This window comes from Microbulbifer maximicatervae (SeqCode) (genome assembly GCF_052468155.1).
In genome coordinates this window covers 2,468,626-2,489,021 of sequence record NZ_CP174335.1, presented here as the reverse complement: position 1 = coordinate 2,489,021, position 20,396 = coordinate 2,468,626, and the positions used below count along the sequence as shown (strand labels likewise).

At 44.2% G+C, this 20,396-nt stretch carries 13 protein-coding genes and 1 pseudogene; 11 read left to right on the top strand and 3 right to left on the bottom strand.

Annotated features, from left to right (window positions below):
- Positions 1-23 precede the first annotated feature (23 nt).
- A pseudogene (locus ACJJIY_RS10735) lies at positions 24-969 on the bottom strand (IS110 family RNA-guided transposase).
- Positions 970-1,347: 378 nt separating this feature from the next.
- Here ACJJIY_RS10735 and ACJJIY_RS10730 point away from each other — a divergent pair.
- Both ACJJIY_RS10730 and ACJJIY_RS10725 read left to right on the top strand, forming a co-directional pair.
- Positions 1,348-2,226, top strand: coding sequence for a hypothetical protein (locus ACJJIY_RS10730; RefSeq protein WP_445359602.1), 879 nt, complete (start codon positions 1,348-1,350; stop codon positions 2,224-2,226).
- Between the two features lie 794 nt (positions 2,227-3,020).
- Entirely contained in the window at positions 3,021-5,771 is a 2,751-nt protein-coding gene (locus ACJJIY_RS10725) for a TrlF family AAA-like ATPase (protein ID WP_445359601.1), read from the top strand.
- Positions 5,772-5,978: 207 nt separating this feature from the next.
- Here the strand turns inward: ACJJIY_RS10725 and ACJJIY_RS10720 are convergent, their stop codons facing one another.
- Positions 5,979-6,815, bottom strand: a complete 837-nt coding sequence (locus ACJJIY_RS10720; RefSeq protein ID WP_445359600.1) for a transposase — start codon at positions 6,813-6,815, stop codon at positions 5,979-5,981.
- Between the two features lie 637 nt (positions 6,816-7,452).
- Here ACJJIY_RS10720 and ACJJIY_RS10715 point away from each other — a divergent pair.
- The 3 genes from ACJJIY_RS10715 to ACJJIY_RS10705 all read left to right on the top strand — a co-directional run bounded on the left by ACJJIY_RS10715 (position 7,453) and on the right by ACJJIY_RS10705 (position 10,401).
- Positions 7,453-7,962 carry a DUF2846 domain-containing protein gene (locus ACJJIY_RS10715; RefSeq protein ID WP_445359599.1) on the top strand — a complete coding sequence of 170 codons (510 nt, stop codon included), beginning with the start codon at positions 7,453-7,455 and terminating at the stop codon, positions 7,960-7,962.
- Between the two features lie 806 nt (positions 7,963-8,768).
- A complete protein-coding gene (locus ACJJIY_RS10710) occupies positions 8,769-9,056 on the top strand; it encodes a hypothetical protein (protein WP_445359598.1) in 288 nt (95 codons plus the stop codon).
- Between the two features lie 811 nt (positions 9,057-9,867).
- Positions 9,868-10,401, top strand: coding sequence for a hypothetical protein (locus tag ACJJIY_RS10705; protein ID WP_445359597.1), 534 nt, complete (start codon positions 9,868-9,870; stop codon positions 10,399-10,401).
- A gap of 831 nt (positions 10,402-11,232) precedes the next feature.
- Here ACJJIY_RS10705 and ACJJIY_RS10700 read toward each other — a convergent pair.
- The gene (locus tag ACJJIY_RS10700) at positions 11,233-12,219 is read right to left on the bottom strand and encodes a transposase (RefSeq protein ID WP_445359596.1); all 987 of its coding nucleotides are present in this window, start codon (positions 12,217-12,219) and stop codon (positions 11,233-11,235) included.
- Between the two features lie 389 nt (positions 12,220-12,608).
- Between ACJJIY_RS10700 and ACJJIY_RS10695 the strand changes: the two genes are divergently transcribed.
- The 6 genes from ACJJIY_RS10695 to ACJJIY_RS10670 all read left to right on the top strand — a co-directional run bounded on the left by ACJJIY_RS10695 (position 12,609) and on the right by ACJJIY_RS10670 (position 20,009).
- Positions 12,609-13,355 carry a hypothetical protein gene (locus ACJJIY_RS10695; RefSeq protein ID WP_445359595.1) on the top strand — a complete coding sequence of 249 codons (747 nt, stop codon included), beginning with the start codon at positions 12,609-12,611 and terminating at the stop codon, positions 13,353-13,355.
- A gap of 226 nt (positions 13,356-13,581) precedes the next feature.
- Positions 13,582-14,133 carry a hypothetical protein gene (locus ACJJIY_RS10690; RefSeq protein WP_444926995.1) on the top strand — a complete coding sequence of 184 codons (552 nt, stop codon included), beginning with the start codon at positions 13,582-13,584 and terminating at the stop codon, positions 14,131-14,133.
- 830 nt (positions 14,134-14,963) lie between these two features.
- The gene (locus ACJJIY_RS10685; protein WP_444898819.1) at positions 14,964-15,824 is read left to right on the top strand and encodes an ankyrin repeat domain-containing protein; all 861 of its coding nucleotides are present in this window, start codon (positions 14,964-14,966) and stop codon (positions 15,822-15,824) included.
- Between the two features lie 804 nt (positions 15,825-16,628).
- Entirely contained in the window at positions 16,629-17,243 is a 615-nt protein-coding gene (locus ACJJIY_RS10680) for a hypothetical protein (RefSeq protein ID WP_282931626.1), read from the top strand.
- Positions 17,244-18,056: 813 nt separating this feature from the next.
- Positions 18,057-18,626 carry a hypothetical protein gene (locus tag ACJJIY_RS10675; protein ID WP_445359594.1) on the top strand — a complete coding sequence of 190 codons (570 nt, stop codon included), beginning with the start codon at positions 18,057-18,059 and terminating at the stop codon, positions 18,624-18,626.
- A gap of 525 nt (positions 18,627-19,151) precedes the next feature.
- Positions 19,152-20,009 (top strand): PA4780 family RIO1-like protein kinase, encoded by an 858-nt coding sequence (locus ACJJIY_RS10670; RefSeq protein ID WP_282931624.1) that lies wholly within the window; start codon positions 19,152-19,154, stop codon positions 20,007-20,009.
- Positions 20,010-20,396 lie beyond the last annotated feature (387 nt).

Sequence of the window (20,396 nt, the reverse complement as noted above, 5' to 3'; positions counted from 1 at the left end):
GACTATGGTTGCTCGTCAAGTTTTTAAGCCATACTTTCATCCCAGTAGGTGTTATTTTTCACCATCGTATTCAGGATCGTAATCTGCTTTCTCATGCAGGCAATCAGAGCAACCTCTTTAGGTTTGCCTGCGTCGACTAATCGCTTATTTATACATCGACTTTAGTTTTGGATAATGCTGAATGGCCGACATGATGGAGACAAACAAAACTATTCGTACACGATGCCTTCCTCCTCGAATATATCGTTTGCCCTGGAAGCTGCCGCTATCACGGTTCATCGGGGCGATACCGACAAGTGCAGCGATTTCTTTACGGTTCAATTTTTCCTAGCTCGGGAAGTTCACTCGTCAATTTATAAGCCAATACATTTCCAACCCCTTTAGCGCTCAACAACAGGTTCCGCCTTTGCCGCCACTCAGACATACTGTTAACCAGTTTATCCCGTTGCTTGTCGATACCTTGTAACTCTTTCTTGATGGTGTTTAGAATGGTCTGGATAGGTTTGTGTACCAATTTCGGCATCCTCTGAAGCCGGTTCTTTTGCATTGTGCTCATCTCTAAACACTGACTTCTTACCGCCAGTAAGTCACTGATATCCCTAAGCTTTCTGGCTTTAGCTCCGATAGTCTTGGCTTCATGGCCTCACCAAAATGTGCAATATCCATTGCATCTAGCTTGTCAGTTTTGGCGAGGCGCCCTGCGGATTTAGCGAAGCACCTTATCTGCGAAGGGTTGCAAACAACAACAGGTAACCCTGCTTTGTCGGCAGCGCAAACAAACTCTAATTCGAGTCTTCCTGTAGACTCTATTAATACTCTTTGAGGTTCAAGAGGTTGTAATTGTTTAATGGCATCCTTAATGCCATTTTTATCATTGGCAACACTAAAGAATTGGCCAGTAGGTCTCAAATAAATATCGAGTTGTTTACTGCTGGTATCGATACCGACATTGATCTCTTGAGGTTCCATAAGATAAGCTATCTCCGCCTTACTATTTGGGCTCGAGGCCCACATGACTATTCGAGTTATGCCTAGTGAGTGTCTGTCACGTTCCTACTTGTTAACGGTCTTTATAAACCGGCGCAGCAACGAACTGTGACAAACAAGGCCTTCGGTGGCCGCCGAAGGTGGGTCTCAATTTACCCGTTAGCGAAAAGGATTTTCAACATCAGAATCAGGCAAGAACAACCATACAAGGCCGGGCAATTTGCTCCGGGCCTTCGGCCCTCCGCGGGACAGCTTACCTTGTGCACCTTTTGCGCGGGTCGCTACGCTCCCATTTTCGCGCAAAACGCGCACAAGTTATGCTGCCCCTGCCGGCGGCGTTAAACGAGCAAAGGAACTTTCGTGAATTATCACAATCTTGACGAATTCATTGAAGAAATCACAGCCCTAGAGGCGTTCTTTACAGAGTTTGCTGTTCGTGAAGACGACGTTCTTACGCTGGGTATGAGGAGGGTTGCAGATTGGGAAAGTTATCAGCGTTCAGCAGAAATATTGAAAACCTTCGAAACCAGAATTCATGAGTATCATGCTTTCCTTCGACCAATAGACAAGAGCTTATACGAGCGCGTCGTCACTTTGACCACTGACTCCAAGTTGGTTGAATCAATTGTAGGGATAGAGGTTTCTTTAAGGATCGCTACTCAGCGTCAGAAACTGAGTTTTACTAGCGAATTGGCAAACACGCTTCTCTTTCAATTACCTTACATATCTAACGCGATCCGCCGAAGAAAACTTTTTTCTGAAGAAGTAATTCCTATTCAACAACTCCTAGTCGCAATAGGACGGCTCAAGAACTTGGTGAGCATCTCTAAAGATGTCTATATCCGTCAATGGAGCCATGACAGTGATGTATTCAAGCCATCTAATCTAGATGATGAAAAGATAATCACATACATAGAAGAAGCCATAAGCTGCATAGAGAATCAGTCTTCACTTCCAAAGGAAGACAGGAAACAGCTAGTCGAATATTTATACAAGGCTAAAAGTGAATTTTCGGAAGACAGGCCTTCGTGGAATAAAATTGTCGGAGCTTTGGTGATAGCTGCTGCAATTACAAGTGGAATTGCGGATTCTAGTGGCGCAATGGAAAATATCGATGCGGCAATTAAGTATATATTAGGCACTTCTGTAGAGAAGCATATTCCAAGCCCCGTCCCTTTGCTCGAGCAGCCTGAGAAAATTCGGGGAGATACTGATGAGCATGAGGTGATAAGCGTTTAAATCGGGTAGCCGATGGTTTCTAGCTACCGGCCCCCACACCACCCATCGTGCGGGTCCGCAATGGGCGGTTCCCTATCCGTAATGAATCTCTACCAAACGATAGTGTCGGGCAACCCTTCATTTGAGCTGAGTGTCATGGCAGTGCGCTACGTCAATTTTATATCCGGCTGGCAACATATCGGTAGGCTAGCCCTGTCTATTAACTCGTGGATTTTGGGTTCAGGCCTTCACCCTGTCCAAGGTATTAATCTTGGCATTTGGCTACTATGCCGTCGGCTGACTTCTGTTTAATTACCTTGATCATTACTGACCGAGGCACAGCTGTGTCCCACCATTTTTGTTTACCCCACGATGGTGGCTAGCGGGCTGGGCCTACTTATGAGTCAGTGGCCACGCTGACTGTTTCACAGCAGCAAGCTAAACAGATCTCCCCAGATAAGAACGTGAACTTTCACTAAACAACTGCATCATTTACTCTACCCGTTAGATCACATGGCTTCGGTATCCTTGGCCACCTCGCCTCCAGGCTAAGCCTTATATGATGTTTCTGTCCGTCAGCTCGTAGTTTTGCTAGCGGCTTCCTCCCCACAAAACCTCACGGTGTTGCAGTTGCCATTCGCTAGTAGTTAGCATTTAATGAAGTCCATTAAAAGATGATCTTCCTACAGGGGACTTTCACCCCATTAGTTCACGCCCATGCTGGGCGTACCAAGTCAATCCAGCCGACCGCTGACGCGTCGGCTGATTGAGGCGTTAGCACTCTCTTGAATAAATCGAGCATAAGGATGTAAGTAATGAGTTTTGTTGGAGCAAGATGGTGGAAGTTCGATTTTCATACGCACACGCCAGCTTCTTTTGATTATGGGAAGACTGATAGTCATTTAAAGTCATCAAAGACCCCTAAAGATTGGTTGCTGGACTACATCGCCAAGGGAATCGAGTGCGTTGCAGTTACCGACCATAATTCTGGCGACTGGATTGATGGACTTAAAGATGCAGCAGAGGCTTTAAGAGCCGAAGGCCGCTCAATCTTCGTTTTCCCTGGTGTTGAGATTACAGCGAATTCGAACATACATGTTTTAGGTATTTTTGATCCAAGTGTTACGTCAGCAGATATTAGTGCAGTTATCGGAGCATCAAAGTTTCGTGGGACAAAAGGAGATAGTGATTCAGTAGCCGAAGAAAGTGCTGAGAATGTAATAAAAGAAATCATATCAGCTGATGGCGTTGCCATACCAGCTCATATTGATATGAAGGCAGGGCTTTGTCAGCAGCATTCTTCTCACACAATAGGGCAAGTCTGCAAACATGCAAATGCCGTTGAAATTATTTTTCCTGATCAAGAGCGAGCTGATGCCCCTTTATCAAGATACACAAATTTAAATGTCGACTTACCATCAATAATTGGCTCTGACGCCCATCACCCTAATGATATAGGGAGAGCTTATACTTGGGTAAAAATGTCTACCCCTTCGATAGAAGGTCTTAAACTGGCTTTGGTTGATGGTTCATCTTCCATAATTCGTTCAGATAATGAAACAACAGATCCAAATAGCTCTTCCAACACACTGTTACGCTCTGTGACTATTGAAAATGCTAAATATGCAGGGCGTTCGACTCCTCTGAAAGTGGAATTCAACCCTTGGTTGAATTCAATCATTGGAGGTCGTGGTAGCGGAAAGTCGTCCGTCCTTGAATTTATACGATTAGGCATGGACAGAGCGAAAGACTTTAATGTACTGGATCGCGAAAATGAAATTCGTAGATCTTTCGAGAGTTTTACTAAAATATCTGCATCTAGAGATTCGGATGGAGTAATGCTTGAAAATACGAAAATCAGTTGTGTCTATACGAGAGATGAAATTCATTACCTCCTGACGTGGACCAAGGCAAGCAACCACGTTTCAATTTCTCGTTATGATGGTCAGCGCTGGGTTCCCGAAGAGGGTGAAGCACATTCACGCTTCCCAATAAAGATATTTAGTCAAAAGCAGATATTCGACTTAGCTAAAAACCCTAATACGCTTCTGCGTCTTATCGATGAGTCTTCTACTGTTGGTTACCAGCAGTGGAAGATGGATTGGTCTGAAAAATACTCCCATTTTCAAACATTGTGTAGTCAAAAAAGGGAGCTTCAATCAAAATTAGCAAATAAAAGTGTGTTGTTAGGACAACTTTCTGATGTTGAGCAGAAGATAAAAACAATTGAGAACTCTGGTCACACAGACATCCTTAAAAACTATCAAACATATAGTGGAAAGCGAACGAATGTTTCGCAATATGAAACTGATATTGAAGAATTGAAGAATCAAGTTGAATCAATATCCAACGCTTCTGCTATTCCCGCAATAGATGACATCGCATTTGATACGCGGTCGGAAAGTGAATCAGAAGTTCTTACCAAGTTACAAAACTTGAATGAGGCAGCACAATCTTTTAAAGAGACAATTGCGCAAGCAGTGGCTTCACTTGGAAATGAATTAACTCAATTTAGAGGCTGGTATAGTGAGTCTGATTTCAATAAGTCTCATCTTGAAGTTATTAGAAGATACGAAGATTTAATTGAAAGATTGCGTAGCGAAGGAATTGATAATCCATCTGATTATGCAAAACTTATTGATGAACGGGATACCATTAATAAATCACTAAAAGCAATGGAGTTGGTAACCTCTCAGGTAAGCGAGGCGGATTCTTTAATTAATTCGGCATATCATGAAATTATAGAATGCAGAAAAAAATTAACAGTAAATCGTTTAGAATTCTTAAAGCAACACTTGTCTGGAAACTCGTCGATTAAAGTTGATTTAAATCCTTTTTCAGATATAGACCACATGGAAGAATCATTTAGAGGTGCCATTGGACGTTCTGATAACGCTTTTGCTGCTGATATTTTTGATTTAGATCGCGAGTGTGGCTTCCTTTACAGCTTAAACAAGGAATTATTGGCCACTACAATCTCTGGTAATTCAAACAACCTAGAGCCTTGGCTATCTAAAATTCATGACTTCAAGTCTCAGATATTTGACTTTAGGTCTGGTGAAATCCAAGGAACTAAGATTGGAAAAAGATTTTCTGAATACATGGCTAACTTGCAGCCTCAAAGCTTTGATCAAATAAATACTTGGTTTCCTGAGGATAAATTGTCCATAAAATTTAATTACGGCAATAGATTTAAGGATGTTTCTCAAGGTTCGGCTGGACAAAAGGCCTCGGCTATTTTGTCATTTTTATTATCTTATGGAACTGAACCGCTCGTTTTAGATCAGCCTGAAGATGACCTTGATAATGGCTTGATTACAAGCTTGATCGTTTCGAAATTGCATGAAAACAAAGCAGAAAGACAAATAATTGTCGTCACTCACAACCCTAATATCGTTGTAAACGGTGATTCAGAGTACGTCATTGCGCTAGAAGATCGAGGCCAAATAAATCCCGTTGCATCAGGCGCTTTGCAAGAAGTAAATGTTAGGAAGAATGTATGTGAAATTATGGAAGGTGGTGAGATAGCACTCCAGCAACGCTACAAAAGAATGTTTAATGTTTAACTTAAGCAAAGTGCTAAATCGAACAACACTAGGACACCCACAGATTGAAATATGACGCAGGAAAAAGTACAGGCCTTCCACCTTGAAGGCCATTTCTCTTGGTCTGGTGAAGAGCAAGGAGAAATGCAGAAAAATTATGCTTGAGGTTTGAAAATTGCGTGGTTTTGGCCAAGCCGGAAGGAATAATATCGAAAGGCGGGGTGGGAATTAGGAAGGGCTTGCCGAAAGAAAACGTTGACAGTCGCCTATACCATGTACCCAGCGTTTATTGAGCTGAATACAGGCTTGCCGTACGGCCTCTGCTGATCCCACCAGGCCTTTAAAGCGGCTTTCAAAGTTCCGATTAAGATAGAGCCAGTGTTTTGTTGAGATGCCCAGCCGCTCAAGGATAGGGGGCGTCTTTTGAGAAATGGCACCGCGCTTTTTGGGGTCTAAATGCCGGCCACTCCAGTCTACTAACGCCAAATAGTGATCCAATTGAAAGGGTAACCCTTTCGGCATATTAAGGCGCTCGCCGCCCACAAACGGTAGTAGCTCTTTAGGCTGCTCACCTAAGATCACAGCGCGAACACGCTGCTGAATGGACGTGTGATCGGAGTCCTCCGGGGTTTTTGCAATATCGGCACGGATAGGATTGAGATCGACATAGGCCATGCAGGCAGCCAAGGCTCTTTCATCCAATAGCGCCTGAGACTTGAAACGGCCCTCCCAGAAGCGGCCAGTACAGCGGTCTTCTGCATTGGCTTGGCGAGCAATAGATTCGTTTAGGCAGCGCATAAACCAACTGATATCCATTAATCGCTCTCGCCACAGCTCAATCAGCTCTTTAAGCTTGTTCTTTTCACTGCAATCCAGAGAGGCACCCTGAATAAAGCGCTGAGCCAAATTAGAAGCTTTAAATAGTTCCTGCCAGCGGAGAATGACCTCAGTATCAGACCAAGTTCTGGCCGTTTTAGCATCGATATAGAGCACCACATGGTAGTGATTACTCATTACCGCATAAGCAGCGATATCCAGCGCAAAGATAGCAGATAGCTTTTTCATCCCAGTCTCAATCCACTGGCGCCGGTGCTCATAATCCCTCCCCAATTGATCATCTCTTCCACAAAGAAACGCCCTGCGTACACAGCGGGAGACGCAGTGATAGTACGGCGTCGCATCAAGTGATATCTGTGAGCGGCGAGGCTGGGTCATCGGGTATGGATTTAACTGTTTTAATATCCAGTACTTTTATTGTGATTTCCGTATTGTGTCAATAGCTGTGACGCCTTAAGCTCTACCTTTGATGGGTGTCCAGAAACAACGGCCGATAAGAACATCAACTTTCACTACACAACTGCATCATTGACCCTACCCGCTTGATCACCCGGCTTCGGTGTCCTTGGCCACCTCGCCTTCAGGCTAAGCCTTATATGATATTTCTGTCCGTCAGCTCGTAGCTTTGCTAGCGGCTTCCTCCCCACAAGACCTCGCGGTATTGCAGTTGCCATTCGCTAGTAGTTAGCATTTAATGAAGTCCATTAAACGGTGATCTTCCTACAGGGGACTTTCACCCCATTAATCCACGCCCATGCTGGGCGTACCAACAAGTGCCAGCACAATCGCGCTTTTAGCGCTGGACTCGCAACAAGTTGCTCGCCTTTTATGGCGGCGTTATGCATAAAATAAGTAGAGTACGAAAATGAAATTGAAAATTGATATATTCTCCATTCTGTTTCTATTTTTAACCGGCTGTGCTTCTTCGCCACCACAAGATGCTAAATATTTTCAGGAAATTTCTGAGAGTAAAGGTGGGTACGCTAAACTTTATATTTATAGACCTAATTTCAGGAATGGTAGCGCAGTCTGGCCAGAAGTGTTCTTTAATTCTACTAAAATAGTGGGTTTAAAAAATCATTCGTATACACAAGTCTTTATTCAACCTGGAAAATATAAGATCAGAACGGAAAAAAGTAGCTTCATATCGGGCCTGGGCAACATACCAGGTGAGATAGAAATAAAAAGTACAGAGGACCATTTTTTATTTCTTGAACAGTATTATTGCCAAACAGAATATTCAAATGCTTACTGTTTAGTTAACGGTCGCGATATGGATTATCAACGGTGGGTGATGAAGTCAAAGCCTGATGCACTTCGTGCTTTAGGAAGTTACTATTATGTAACCCCGTATGTTGAAGTAGTTAATAATTAGTAAAATGCATAAATCGGGTAGCCGGTAGTTTTTACCTACCGGCCCCCGCACCACCCATCGTGCGGGTCCGCAATGGGCGGTTCCTATCCATAATGAATCTCTACCCAACGATAGTGTCGAGCAGATCTTCATTTGAGTTGAGTTTCATGGCAGTGCGCTACGTCAATTTTATATCCGGCTGGCAACATATCGGTAGGCTAGCCCTATCTTTTAACTCGTGGATTTTGGGTTCAGGCCTTTACCCTGTCCAAGGTATTAATCTTGGCATTTGGCTACTATGCCGTCTGCTGATTTCTGTTTAATCACCCTACTCATTACTGAGCGGAGCGCTGCTGTGCCCCAACATTTTTGTTTACCCCACGATAGTGGCTAGCGGGTTGGGCCTATTTATGAGTCAGCGGCCACACTGAAAGCATCACAGCGACAAGTTAAACAGATCTCCCCAGATAAGAACGTGAACTTTCACTACACAAATGTATCATTTACTCTACTCTTTAGATCACATGGCTTCGGTGTGCTTGACCACCTCGCCTCCAGGCTAAGCCTTATATGATGTTTCTGTCCGTCAGCTCCTAGTTTTGCTAGCGGCTTCCTCCCCACAAAACCTCACGGTGTTGCAGTTGCCATTCGCTAGTAGTTAGCATTTAATGGAATCCATTAAACGGTGATCCTCCTACAGGGGACTTTCACCCCATTAGTTCACGCCCATGCTGGGCGTACCAAGCGCAAGCACTCGGATCAAATTTCCACTGCGTTCCAATTTGCCCGGTGTTGCGGGCGTTAGGCGATGAGGGTTAAATAAAACCATGAATCGAAGATTTTATAAATCGTATGCTGAGGGCATGGAAGGTGAGGAAGGTGCATTCCTTTATGAAGTTGTAGACCAGCTAATCGTAAGGCAAATTTACGTTATCGATGGATGCCATTTTTGGGCGACACCTAACGCCGAAAATAATGAGGTATACTTTTTTACTGATCAACCGGAGTTTCCTAAGGGAGATATACCTCGTCTTGAGAAAGAGTTTGATCTTGTTGAATTAACGGAAGAAGATTTTCTGAAAGTGTGGGAAATTGCACAGAAAGAAAATTATTGAACCGAGTTATGGGAGCAGCCGCCTAAATCGGGTAGCCGGTAGTTTTTAGCTACTGGCCCCCACACCACCCATCATGCAGGTCCGCAATGGGCGATTCCTATCCGTAATGAATCTCTACCCAACGATAGTGTCGAGCAGATCTTCATTTGAGTTGAGTGTCATGGCAGTGCGCTACATCAACTTCTCCGACTGGAAACTTATCGGTAAGCTAGCCCTGCCTTTTAACTCGTGGAGTTTGGGTTCAGGCCTTCACCCTGTCCAAGCTATTAATCTTAGCATTTGGCTACTATGCCGTCGGCTGACTTCTGTTTAATCACCCTACTCATTACTGAGCGGAGCGCTGCTGTGTTCCATCATTTTTTTCTATCCCAGCGATGGTGGCTAGCGAGCTGGACCTATTTATGAGTCAGCGGCCACGCTGACAGCTTCACAGCGGCAAGTTAAACAGTTCTCCCCAGATAAGAACGTGAACTTTCACTACACAACTGCATCATTGACTCTACCCGTTAGATTACATGGCTTCGGTGTCCTTGGCCACCTCGCCCCCAGGCTAAGCCTTATCTTATGTTTCTGTCCGTCAGCTCGTAGTTTTGCTAGCGGCTTCCTCCCCACAAGACCTCGCAGTATTGCAGTTGCCATTCGCTAGTAGTTAGCATTTAATGGAATCCATTAAACGGTGATCCTCCTACAGGGGACTTTCACCCCATTAGTTCACGCCCATGCTGGGCGTACCAAGTAAAGCCAAAATCGGCCTTGCGGGCCTGGACTCGCTACGCTCGCCGTTGCTTTAGGCGTTAAGTGTACAAAGGAAATGAAGCTACTCATACTTACAATTGCATCGATTGCACTTACTGGTTGTATTGAACCAATTCTTTTTACAAGTTGTGCCGTAGAAAAGCCATTTACTTCGTTAGTTGAAAAAACGAAGTACTTCGAGGCAAAAATGGTTTTTACCAGCGAGCTAGGTGAACATGAGGCAAAAACAACCATCCAGTGCAACGTAGTAGATTATCTGTGCCACGCCGGAGAAATGGGGCTTGCAGAGGTCTGGGAAACAGTCCCGGCCGAGAGCATCACTTTATCAGCACCGCTCTCAGATAGTGCCACATTTAAAATAGGCACCCCAAACTGTTCTGGGCTAGTAAACTCTAACAACGCATATTTAGCAGGGCGAGAAAGTTATAGCTATTGGCAAAAGCCCAGAATTGAGTCGGCTGCTGAAACAACGAATGTGTCAATTTGGTATCCAGAGCATCGTAAAAAATTTGATGGCTTAGGTATTAAAGGGCTTAAATTAACTGTGGTGCAGGTAGATAGTCCTGCACTTAAATCGGGTAACCGGTAGTTTTAGCTACCGGCCCCCACACCACCCATCGTGCGGGTCCGCAATGGGCGGTTCCTATCCGTAATGAATCTCTACCCAACGATAGTATCGAGCAGATCTTCATTTGAGTTGAGTGTCATCGCAGTGCGCTACATCAACTTTAACCGACTGGAAACATATCAGTTGGCTAGCCCTGTCTTTCAACTCGTGGATTTAGGTTCAGGCCTTCACCCTGTCCAAGGTATTAATCGTGGCATTTGGCTACTATGCCGTCGACTGAGTTCTGGATAAACACCTTGTTCATTGATGACCGAGGCGCTGCTGTGTCCCACCACTCTTGTCTACCCCTTGATGGTGGCTATTGGGTTAGGCCTACTTATGAGTCAGCGACATGCTGACAGCCTCACAGCAGCAAGCTAAACAGATCTCCCCAGATAAGAACGTGAACTTTCACTACCCAACTGTATCATTGACTCTACCCGTTAGATCACCCGTCTTCGGTGTCCTTGGCCACCTCGCCTCCAGGCTAAGTCTTATATGATGTTTCTGTTCGTCAGCTCCTAGTTTTGCTAGCGGCTTCCTCCCCACAAGACCTCACGGTATTGCAGTTGCCATTCGCTAGTAGTTAGCATTTAATGAAGTCCATTAAACGGTGATCTCCTACAGGGGCAACACTAGGACACCCACAGATTGAAAGATGACACCGAAAGCGGTACGGGCCTTCCACTTTAACGGCCATTTCTCCTGCCTGGAGCTGGAAGAGGTTAAATACAGGAAAATTATGCTTTAGGTTTAAAAATTGCGTGAGTTTGGCCAAACCAGAAGGAATAGTATCGAAAGGTTGGGAGGGAATTAGTGGGGCGTTGCAGAAAGGAAACGTTGGCAATCGCCTATGCCATGTACCCAGCGTTTATTGAGCTGAATACAGACTTGCCGTACAGCCTCTGCTGATCCCACCAGGCCTTTAAAACGGCTTTCAAAGTTCCGATTAAGATAGAGCCTGTGTTTTGCTGAGATTCCCAGCCGCTCAAGGATAGGGAGCGCGTTTTGAGAAATGGCACCGCGCTTTTTGGGGTCCAAATGCCGGCCACTCCAGTCTACTAACGCTAAATAGTGATCCAATTGAAAGGGCAACCCCTTCGGCATATTAAGGCGCTCGCCGCCCACAAACGGTAGTAGCTCTTTAGGCTGCTCACCTGAGATCACAGCGCGAACACGCTGCTGAATGGACGTGTGATCGGAGTCCTCCGGGGTTTTTGCAATATCGGCACGGATAGGATTGAGATCGACATAGGCCATGCAGGCAGCCAAGGCTCTTTCATCCAATAGCGCCTGAGACTTGAAACGGCCCTCCCAGAAGCGGCCTGCACAGCGGTCTTCTGCATTGGCCTGACGAGCAATAGATTCGTTTAGGCAGCGCATAAACCAGCTAATATCCATTAATCGCTCTCGCCACAGATCGATCAGCTCTTTAAGCTTGTTCTTTTCACTGCAATCCAGAGAGGCACCCTGAAGAAAGCGCTGAGCCAAATTAGAAGCTTTAAATAGCTCCTGCCAGCGGAAAATGACCTCAGTATCAGACCAAGTTCTGGCCGTTTTAGCATCAATATAGAGCACCACATGGTAGTGATTACTCATTACCGCATAGGCAGCGATATCCAGCGAAAAGATAGCAGCTAGCTTTTGCATCCCAGTCTCAATCCACTGGCGCCGGTGCTCATAATCCCTCCCCAATTGACCATCTCTTCCACAAAGAAACGCCCTGCGTACACAGCGGGAGACGCAGTGATAGTACGGAGTCGCATCAAGTGAGATCTGTGAGCGACGAGGCTGGGTCATAGGGTATGGATTTAACTGTTTTAATATCCAGTACTTTTATTGTGATTTCCGTATTGTGTCAATAGCTGTGACGCCTTAAGCTCTACCTTTGATGGGTGTCCAGAAACGGCTTCCAGCTATCTCAGCCTTGCTATTCAGGCTCGAGGCCCACATGACTATCCGAGTTATGCCTAGTGAGTGCTTATCACGTTCATACTTGTTATCGGTCTTTTACGAACCGGCCAGGCAGCGAACTGTGATAAACAAGGCCTTCGGTGGCCGCCGAAGGTGGGTCTCAATTTACCCGTTAGCGAAAAGGATTTTCAACAACAGAATCGGGCAAGAACAACCATACAAGTAAAGGCACCAGACCGCTTTGGTTTTGATGCAGGAGCCTTAGGCGTTATTAGGTGGCTTTACAAAGCACTCCCAAAAAGAATGTACTCTTCATTTCCTTAGAGGTAAAAATGAATAATTGTATTAATGCACTTGTTGAGTATTTCAAAAATGAAGTACCAAAACTTGAGAGCAGATACTCATGGAAAATCCCACAAATCTCTGATTTTGAATCATCAGGTAAAAGTGGATACCAGCAGAACATTGAATTAAAGCATCACTTCAATGCAAAGTGGCAAAGCTCAAATACAGAAAATAAGCTTGCTCTATCAAAAGAGGTAGTAGCAGATTGGGGCGGTGTTCGTGGCAATAAAGATGAAACTCTAACATCATATGTAAATGAGCTTATCAAAGAAAAACCACGAACACCGCTAAAAGGCATTGCAAGTTACTCCAAGATCTTCTCCATTGTAGATATGGATAAATATGCTATTTATGATGCTAGAGTTGCAGCCTGCTTAAATGCTGTTCAGTGGAACCATGATGTTTCTACAGGTCTAGCCTTCAACTATATTAGCGGCCGGAATAATGTAGTTGGCAATTCAATCAATAAAAGTGGTTTCGTTTATCAAGAAGAGTTCAAGGTGAGTTCACTTGTTGCTGCGGGCTGGCAGAGAATAAAGAGAAATGATACTTATCAAGTTTACCTCGATGTTCTAAAACAGTGCCTAAAATCATTACCAGGTTACAAACTATACGATTTGGAAATGGTGCTTTTTGCAAATGCAGAAACCGAATGTTTGAAAGCAATGAATGCTTAACTCAGCCACCTAACAAAGCAATCAAGGGGATATCAAAAGTCGTGCTGCGCGCGAAAACGCTTTTGCCAGCCCTTATTGCTAGCGTTATGACACAAGACTATAAGAACCAACACATATAAATCACGCTATGTATAAAAATAAACATTATATTTACGTACTACTAATACTCTTGGCTTCGTGCACTAGTCACGATACTACTAAAAAAACTTCGGGCTCCACTCCAGATATGAAATATGAGGCTGTTCGTATTTGTAGTGCCATGTTGGATGATATGAGTAGCCAAATCCTTACAGAAGCAGAGAAGCTTAAGAGAACCAACCCCGAGAAATCTGAACTTGTAAAGAGAAAAAATGAAATAGGTGTTAAAATGGCAGCTATTTCGTGCGAATGCAGCTCTGAAGAAGCTTTAAATAAGCGGACTTACAAAAATTCGAACCACCTTAAAAATGAAATTTATCGCTTCTCTTCTGAATGCAAATATAAGGGAATCGAAGAGTCTGGATTTATTGAGTTACATCGTTCAAATCTTATTAAGGCTTGCTACTTTAAAGGTAGCTTAGCTGCCAATTTAATGATTGCTTCTTTTGGTGATCTTTGGCTCGTAAAATCACAAGACTACGATATCCAAACTCTGGAAAAAGCCTATCCCGCCCAAGCAGAAAAATGTGCATGTTTTTCAGAAGCTGTATCAAAAATACCTGCTAACGAACTATGGCACGATAAGCAAGTAAGTTCTAGCAGTAGAGTAAATATTGCACTTAAATCATGTGGTATCTAATTGGTACTCGACACGTCATAAATCGAGTAGCCGGTAGTTTTTAGCTACCGGCCCCCACACCACCCATCATGTGGGTCCGCAATGGGCGGTTCCCTATCCGTAATGATTCTCTACCCAACGATAGTGTCGAGCATCCCTTCATTTGAGTTGAGTGTCATGGCCGAGCAATACCTCAACTTATCCGACTGGAAACATATCGGTAGGCTAGCCCTGTCTTTTAACTCTTAGAGTTTGGCTCCAGGCCTTCACCATGTCCAAGGTAATAATCTTGGCGCTAGGCTACTATACCGTCGGCTGACTTCCGTTTAATCACTTTGGTCATTACTGACCGAGGCGCTGCTGTGTTCCACCACTCTTGTCTACCCCTCGATGGTGGCTAGTGGGTTAGGCCTACTTATGAGTCGGCGACATGCTGACAGCCTCACAGCAGCAAGCTAAACAGATCTCCCCAGATAAGAACGTGAACTTTCACTACACAACTGCATCATTTACTCTACCCGTTAGATCACATGGCTTTGGTATCCTTGGCTACCTCGCCTCCAGGCTAAGCCTTATATGATGTTTCTGTCCGTCCGCTCGTAGTTTTGCTAGCGGCGTCCTCCCCACAAGACCTCGCGGTATTGCAGTTGCCATTCGCTAGTAGTTAGCATTTAATGGAATCCATTAAACGGTGATCCTCCTACAGGGGACTTTCACCCCATTAGTTCACGCCCATACTGGGCGTACCAATGCAAGGCAACATCGCCCACTGCGTGGGCTGGATCTCCAATTCGCAGCTTCGCTGCTACATTACGGCCGTTGCTTGCGGCGTTATTTTTTAGGATATTTCAATGCCACACAAGAAAATTATGATATTCATTTTCGTTACAATAATTACTGGTTGCTCTGAAGTTAATGAAAAACAGATAGCCCTTGAAGAAATCAAAGCTAGAAAACTTACATACGATATAGACGGGCTTAAAAAATCAACTAGAAATCTTGATGAAGATGGGGCTTTTGTTTTCGAAAGCGCTGGCTTTTTTGATGATATCTCTGATAAAGATTACAAAGAGCTAATAATTCATGCGGCTAAAAGCAACAACTTTGGCTTGGTAACTAGACTTTTAAAATTAAATAAAAATATTCAATTACAAACTAATGAGTCAAGCACCCTTATTGATAAAGCTTTAGAAAAAGGTTTCTCCAGGACAGTTATTCTACTCATTAATAATGGGGGAAAGATTAAACCGGGGGCACTTTTTAGGTCTATATATAAAGATAACTATGACTTCGTGAAATTGATTATTGATAAAGGTCCTAAATTTGATTCTTCCGAATACAAAGAAGCTTTATATGTTGCTGCTCGAATAGGACATTTGAACGCGATAAAAGCAATTATTGAAAGCAATAAGGCTCCTCAAAAAGCTATTGATAATGCAATACTTGGAGGTGCCATTACGGAAGAGATTGAGGTAGTCAAATATTTTGTTGCGCAAGGAGTAGACATTAACTATCTCGCTAAAGACAAATGTACATCTCTGCACTATTTAGCACAAGATGGTACAGTTCAAATGATTGAATTTATGATTGATTCCGGGGCTCATGTAAATGCAGAATGCCGTGGACGTGAAACTCCTCTTAAGTGGGCCTATTACGGAAAAAATACTGAGGTCATAAAATACTTAACAGAAAATGGTGCAGTAAAAAACTAAATCGGGTAGCCGGTAGTTTCTAGCTACCGGCCCCCACACCACCCATCGTGCGGGTCCGCAATGGGCGGTTCCCTATTCGTAATGAATCTCTACCCAACCTTGGCGTCGAGCAGCTCTTCATTTGAGTTAAGTGTCACGGCAGCGCGCTACCTCAACTTATCCGACTGGAAACAAATCGGTAGGCTAGCCCTGTCTTTTAACTCGTGGATTTTGGGTTCAGGCCTACTCCCTGTCCAAGGTATTAATCTTGGCATTTGGCTACTACGCCGTCGGCTGACTTCTGTTTAATCACCTTGATCATTACTGACCGAGGCGCTGCTGTGTCCCACCACTCTTGTCTACCCCTCGATGGTGGCTAGTGGGTTGGGCCTACTTATGAGTCAGCGGCCACGTTAACAGCTTCATAGCAGCAAGCTAAACAGGTCCCCCCAGATAAGAAGGTGAACTTTCACTACACAACTGCGTCATTTACTTTACCCGTTAGATCACCCGGCTTCGGTGTCCTTGGCCGCCTCACTTTCAGGCTAAGCCTTATAGGATGTTTCTGTCCGTCAGCTAGTAGTTTTGCTAGCGACTTCCTCCCCACAAGACCTCGCGGTATTGCAGTTGCCATTCGCTAGTAGTTAGCATTTAATGGAATCCATTAAATGGTGATCCTCCTACAGGGGACTTTCACCCCATTAGTTCACGTCCATACTGGGCGTATCAAGTTAAGGCACTCGACGCCAAAACCTTCACTTCCCTATGGTTTTGACAGAGGTGCGTTATGCATCAATCTCTCCACCAAACAATAGGTATGTCTATATGAACCAAATAGCAACGCAGGATGTAGTTCGCATATCAGATAGTCTTTCTAAGGGAATGGATAAACTATATAAGACTGGGGGGTTCGCATTAGCCTTTGGGTTTGCTGGCATTTTATCTATGGTATTGGCTAACATACCTGGACTAACTTTACCGTCTGAGTTATTTGTTGTTGGAGCGATATTGACTATCGGGTGCTTTTTATTTTTCGTGTATACCCATTTCCAAGGAGCACGAAAAGCACTTGCTGAAATCAATGAAAATAAGCCTCTGATTGATGCCGTACAAGATGTTTCTTTACAGGTCACAGAATTGACATCTGTTATTCAAGCGTACAGCTTTAAAAACCTGAGTAAAATACATAATACTTTAGAGGTTGCATGCCCTATTATTGAAGGTCTTCCCCTGGTTGGAGATAAAGCCAAAGAATGGGGATTAAATGATGCCTCAAGGATTTCAGGCATAATTGTGGATACTACTGAAAACACAAAAAACTTGGTAACGGAAGTTAAAGAAGCTCTTATCAAAGGTGATTTAAAGAAACTAAAAAGTTACTCCAAGGATCTACAGCAAGCTGTGGACACAACCAAAGAGGCCCTAAAAACTAATGCTTAAATCGGGTAGTCGGTAGTTTCTAATTACAGGACCCCACACCACCCATCGCGCGGGTCCGCAATGGGCGGCTCCTATCCGTAATAAATCTCAACCCAACGATAGTGTCGAGCAGATCTTCATTTGAGTTGAGTGTCATGGCAGTGCGCTACATCAACTTTAACCGACTGGAAACATATCAGTAGGCTAGCCCTGTCTTTCAACTCGTGGATTTAGGCTCAGGCCTTCACCCTGTCCAAGGTATTAATCTTGGCATTTGGCTACTATGCCGTCTGCTGAATTCTGTTTAATCACCCTACTCATTACTGAGCAGAGCGCTGCTGTGTTCCACCACTTTTTTTACCCCCGCGATGGTGGCTAGCGGGCTGGGCCTACTTATGAGTCAGCGGCCACGCTGACAGCCTCACAGCAGGAAGCTAAACCGATCTCCCCAGATAAGAACATGAACTTTCACTACACAACTGCACCATTTACTCTACCCGTCAGATCACATGGCTTCGGTGTCCTTGGGCACCTCGCCTCCAGGCTAAGCCTTACAGGATGTTTCTGTTCGTCAGCTCCTAGTTTTGCTAGCGACTTCCTCCCCACAAGACCTCACGGTGTTGCAGTTGCCATTCGCTAGTAGTTAGCATTTAATGGAACTCATTAAACGGTGATCTTCATACAGGGGACTTTCACCCCATTAGTTCACGCCCATGCTGGGCGTACCAAGTTTGTCAACGATCGCCCTTCGGGCTGGACAGCTTTAAACGTGGCTTTGCTACAAAGCTGCCCATTACAAAGGCGTTATATTTTTACTGAACTATGGAGTAGGAAATGAAAAGACCTACATGGGCGACAATAGTTGGAGTGTTGGCAATTATCTTCGGGATATTTGGGGTTCTTGGTGGCGCTCAGGAAATAGCCATGCCCTCGATGCTCGAAATGCAGAAAGAAATGATGGCTGAATTCAGTAAAGGGAAGACTCCTGATGGAAAGGATATGCCCCAATTGATGCTAGAAATTGAAGAGGAAGGTGAACCCAAACGAATTGAGTTTTCTCAAATGATGGAGTCTATGCAAGAACAGTTTAAGGTCCCAGAGTGGTATGAATCTTGGTCAATTGTTTTTGGTATAGTATCTATGGTCGTAGCAGGTCTGTATCTTATATCTGGAATATTTCTAATGATGACCAAAGATTTCGCAATAAAAATTTTCTATATAGCTATCGCTGCGTCTGTTATTTGGGCCATTGTTCAAACAGTAATTAGCTCGCGGTCAGATAGTGGGTTCTTGATGGCTAAAATACCTGGCTCAATCACTAGTATTGTCATCGATATAATACTTCTTATTGTGGTTCTCGTTGGCAGTAAAGAGGCTTTTGTTCCTCAACAAGAAGAAATATAAATCGGGTGGCCGGTAGTTTCTAACTACCGGCCACCACACCACCCATCATGCGGGTCATAAATACTAACCGGTTGGACCTACTTACCAGCCAATAGCCACGCTGGCAGAATCACTGAAAGAAAATTGCACAGATTTTCCAATATAAGAGTATAAAATTTCACAAATCAGCTGCATCATTAACCCTATCCACTAGATCACGTGGCTTCGGCACCCTTGGCCTCCAGACTAAGCCATATAGGATGTTTCTGTTCGCTAACTCATAGTTTTACTCGCGGCTTCCTCCCCACAAAACCTTATGGTATAGCTATTCGCTGGCAGTTAGAGGTCATTAAACGGTGATCTTCCTACTGGGGGTTTTCATATGTCAAGTGCGATTCTTATTGCCCCCATCCTTTACGCAGGCATTATAGGGCCCCATAATCGCTCTTTATCCATAAGCAAGATTAGATTTCTTGCCTCAAATACACATGGAAATATGTCAATAGCATATATGATTAATTGCCGAACACTCGAAGCTGGTATCTAGTGAAAACTCCCAAACGTCTACAGCCTCTCATCGATGATGGCTTAATCGATGAAGTTATCAGCCGCCTAATGAGCGGTAAAGAAGCCGATATATTTATTGTCCGTTGTCGTGACCAAATTCGTTGCGCCAAAGTCTATAAAGACGCAACTAAGCGTAGTTTTAAAAAGGCCGCACAGTACCAAGAAGGGCGTAAAGTTCGCAGTGGTCGTCAAGCACGTGCCATGCAAAAACGGTCAAATTATGGCCGCCAACAGCAGGAAGAGATTTGGCAAAATGCCGAAGTTGATGCTTTATCCCGTTTAGCACGCGCTCATGTACGAGTTCCCAAGACTTTTGGTTGTGTTGACGGTGTATTATTGATGGAGTTAATCACTGACGAAGCAGGCAATGTCGCACCACGGCTTGGCGATGTGACAATGTCAGAAGAGCAAGCAATTCAAGATCATGCATTAATGATTCATTACATCATGCTCATGCTTCACGAGGGAATTGTACATGGTGATTTATCCGAATTTAACGTCCTAGTGGATGATTCCGGCCCTGTGATTATCGATTTACCCCAAGCTGTTAATGCCGCTGCCAATAACAGTGCACAAGAAATGTTCACCCGCGACGTCGACAATATGCGTCGTTATTATGGCAGATTTGCCCCCTCTTTATTACAGACTCAATACGCCAAGGAAATGTGGGCACTGTTTGAAGAGGGTAACTTAACGACTAGCTCAACGCTCAGCGGCAAGTTTGATGATGACGATGACAGCGCCGATGTCGACGCCGTGCTAGAAGAAATCAAAGCGGTGATGCAAGAGGAACTGGAACGAAAAGAGCGCATACGTGAATCTTCAGAAGATACATAAATTTAGGTGAAAGCACCCGGTATAGTAACCTTATTGGTTGCTACGGGTATTGTTTATTGCCCTATTACGCAAATTAGTGCACACACACATTAGGACACCCAAAGGCTGGAGGATGTTGTGAACTGTAGAGCAAGCTCTCTTTCTGGGGGCTCTTACCCTTTGATTTATAGGTAAGATAGATTAAGTTCTGAGAATTGATATGCAGATTTTTGGAAATGCTATTTTGGATAAAAGAGTGGTAATCATGTTATAGAGTATTTTGGGTAGGAGTAGATTAGCAGGGTGTGGCTGAGAGGAAACTCCGGCAATCCCTATCCCGTGTACCCAGCGTTTATCGAGTTGGATGCAAGCTTGCTTTACCGTCTCTACTGATCCCAACAAACCTTT

Coding starts and splice junctions, on each gene's coding strand:
- ACJJIY_RS10725 (WP_445359601.1), top strand. CDS start 3,021: ATGAGTTTTGTTGGAGCAAGATGGTGGAAGTTCGATTTTCATACGCAC.
- ACJJIY_RS10720 (WP_445359600.1), bottom strand. CDS start 6,815: ATGAAAAAGCTATCTGCTATCTTTGCGCTGGATATCGCTGCTTATGCG.
- ACJJIY_RS10715 (WP_445359599.1), top strand. CDS start 7,453: ATGAAATTGAAAATTGATATATTCTCCATTCTGTTTCTATTTTTAACC.
- ACJJIY_RS10710 (WP_445359598.1), top strand. CDS start 8,769: ATGAATCGAAGATTTTATAAATCGTATGCTGAGGGCATGGAAGGTGAG.
- ACJJIY_RS10705 (WP_445359597.1), top strand. CDS start 9,868: ATGAAGCTACTCATACTTACAATTGCATCGATTGCACTTACTGGTTGT.
- ACJJIY_RS10700 (WP_445359596.1), bottom strand. CDS start 12,219: ATGACCCAGCCTCGTCGCTCACAGATCTCACTTGATGCGACTCCGTAC.
- ACJJIY_RS10690 (WP_444926995.1), top strand. CDS start 13,582: ATGAAATATGAGGCTGTTCGTATTTGTAGTGCCATGTTGGATGATATG.
- ACJJIY_RS10685 (WP_444898819.1), top strand. CDS start 14,964: ATGCCACACAAGAAAATTATGATATTCATTTTCGTTACAATAATTACT.
- ACJJIY_RS10680 (WP_282931626.1), top strand. CDS start 16,629: ATGAACCAAATAGCAACGCAGGATGTAGTTCGCATATCAGATAGTCTT.
- ACJJIY_RS10675 (WP_445359594.1), top strand. CDS start 18,057: ATGAAAAGACCTACATGGGCGACAATAGTTGGAGTGTTGGCAATTATC.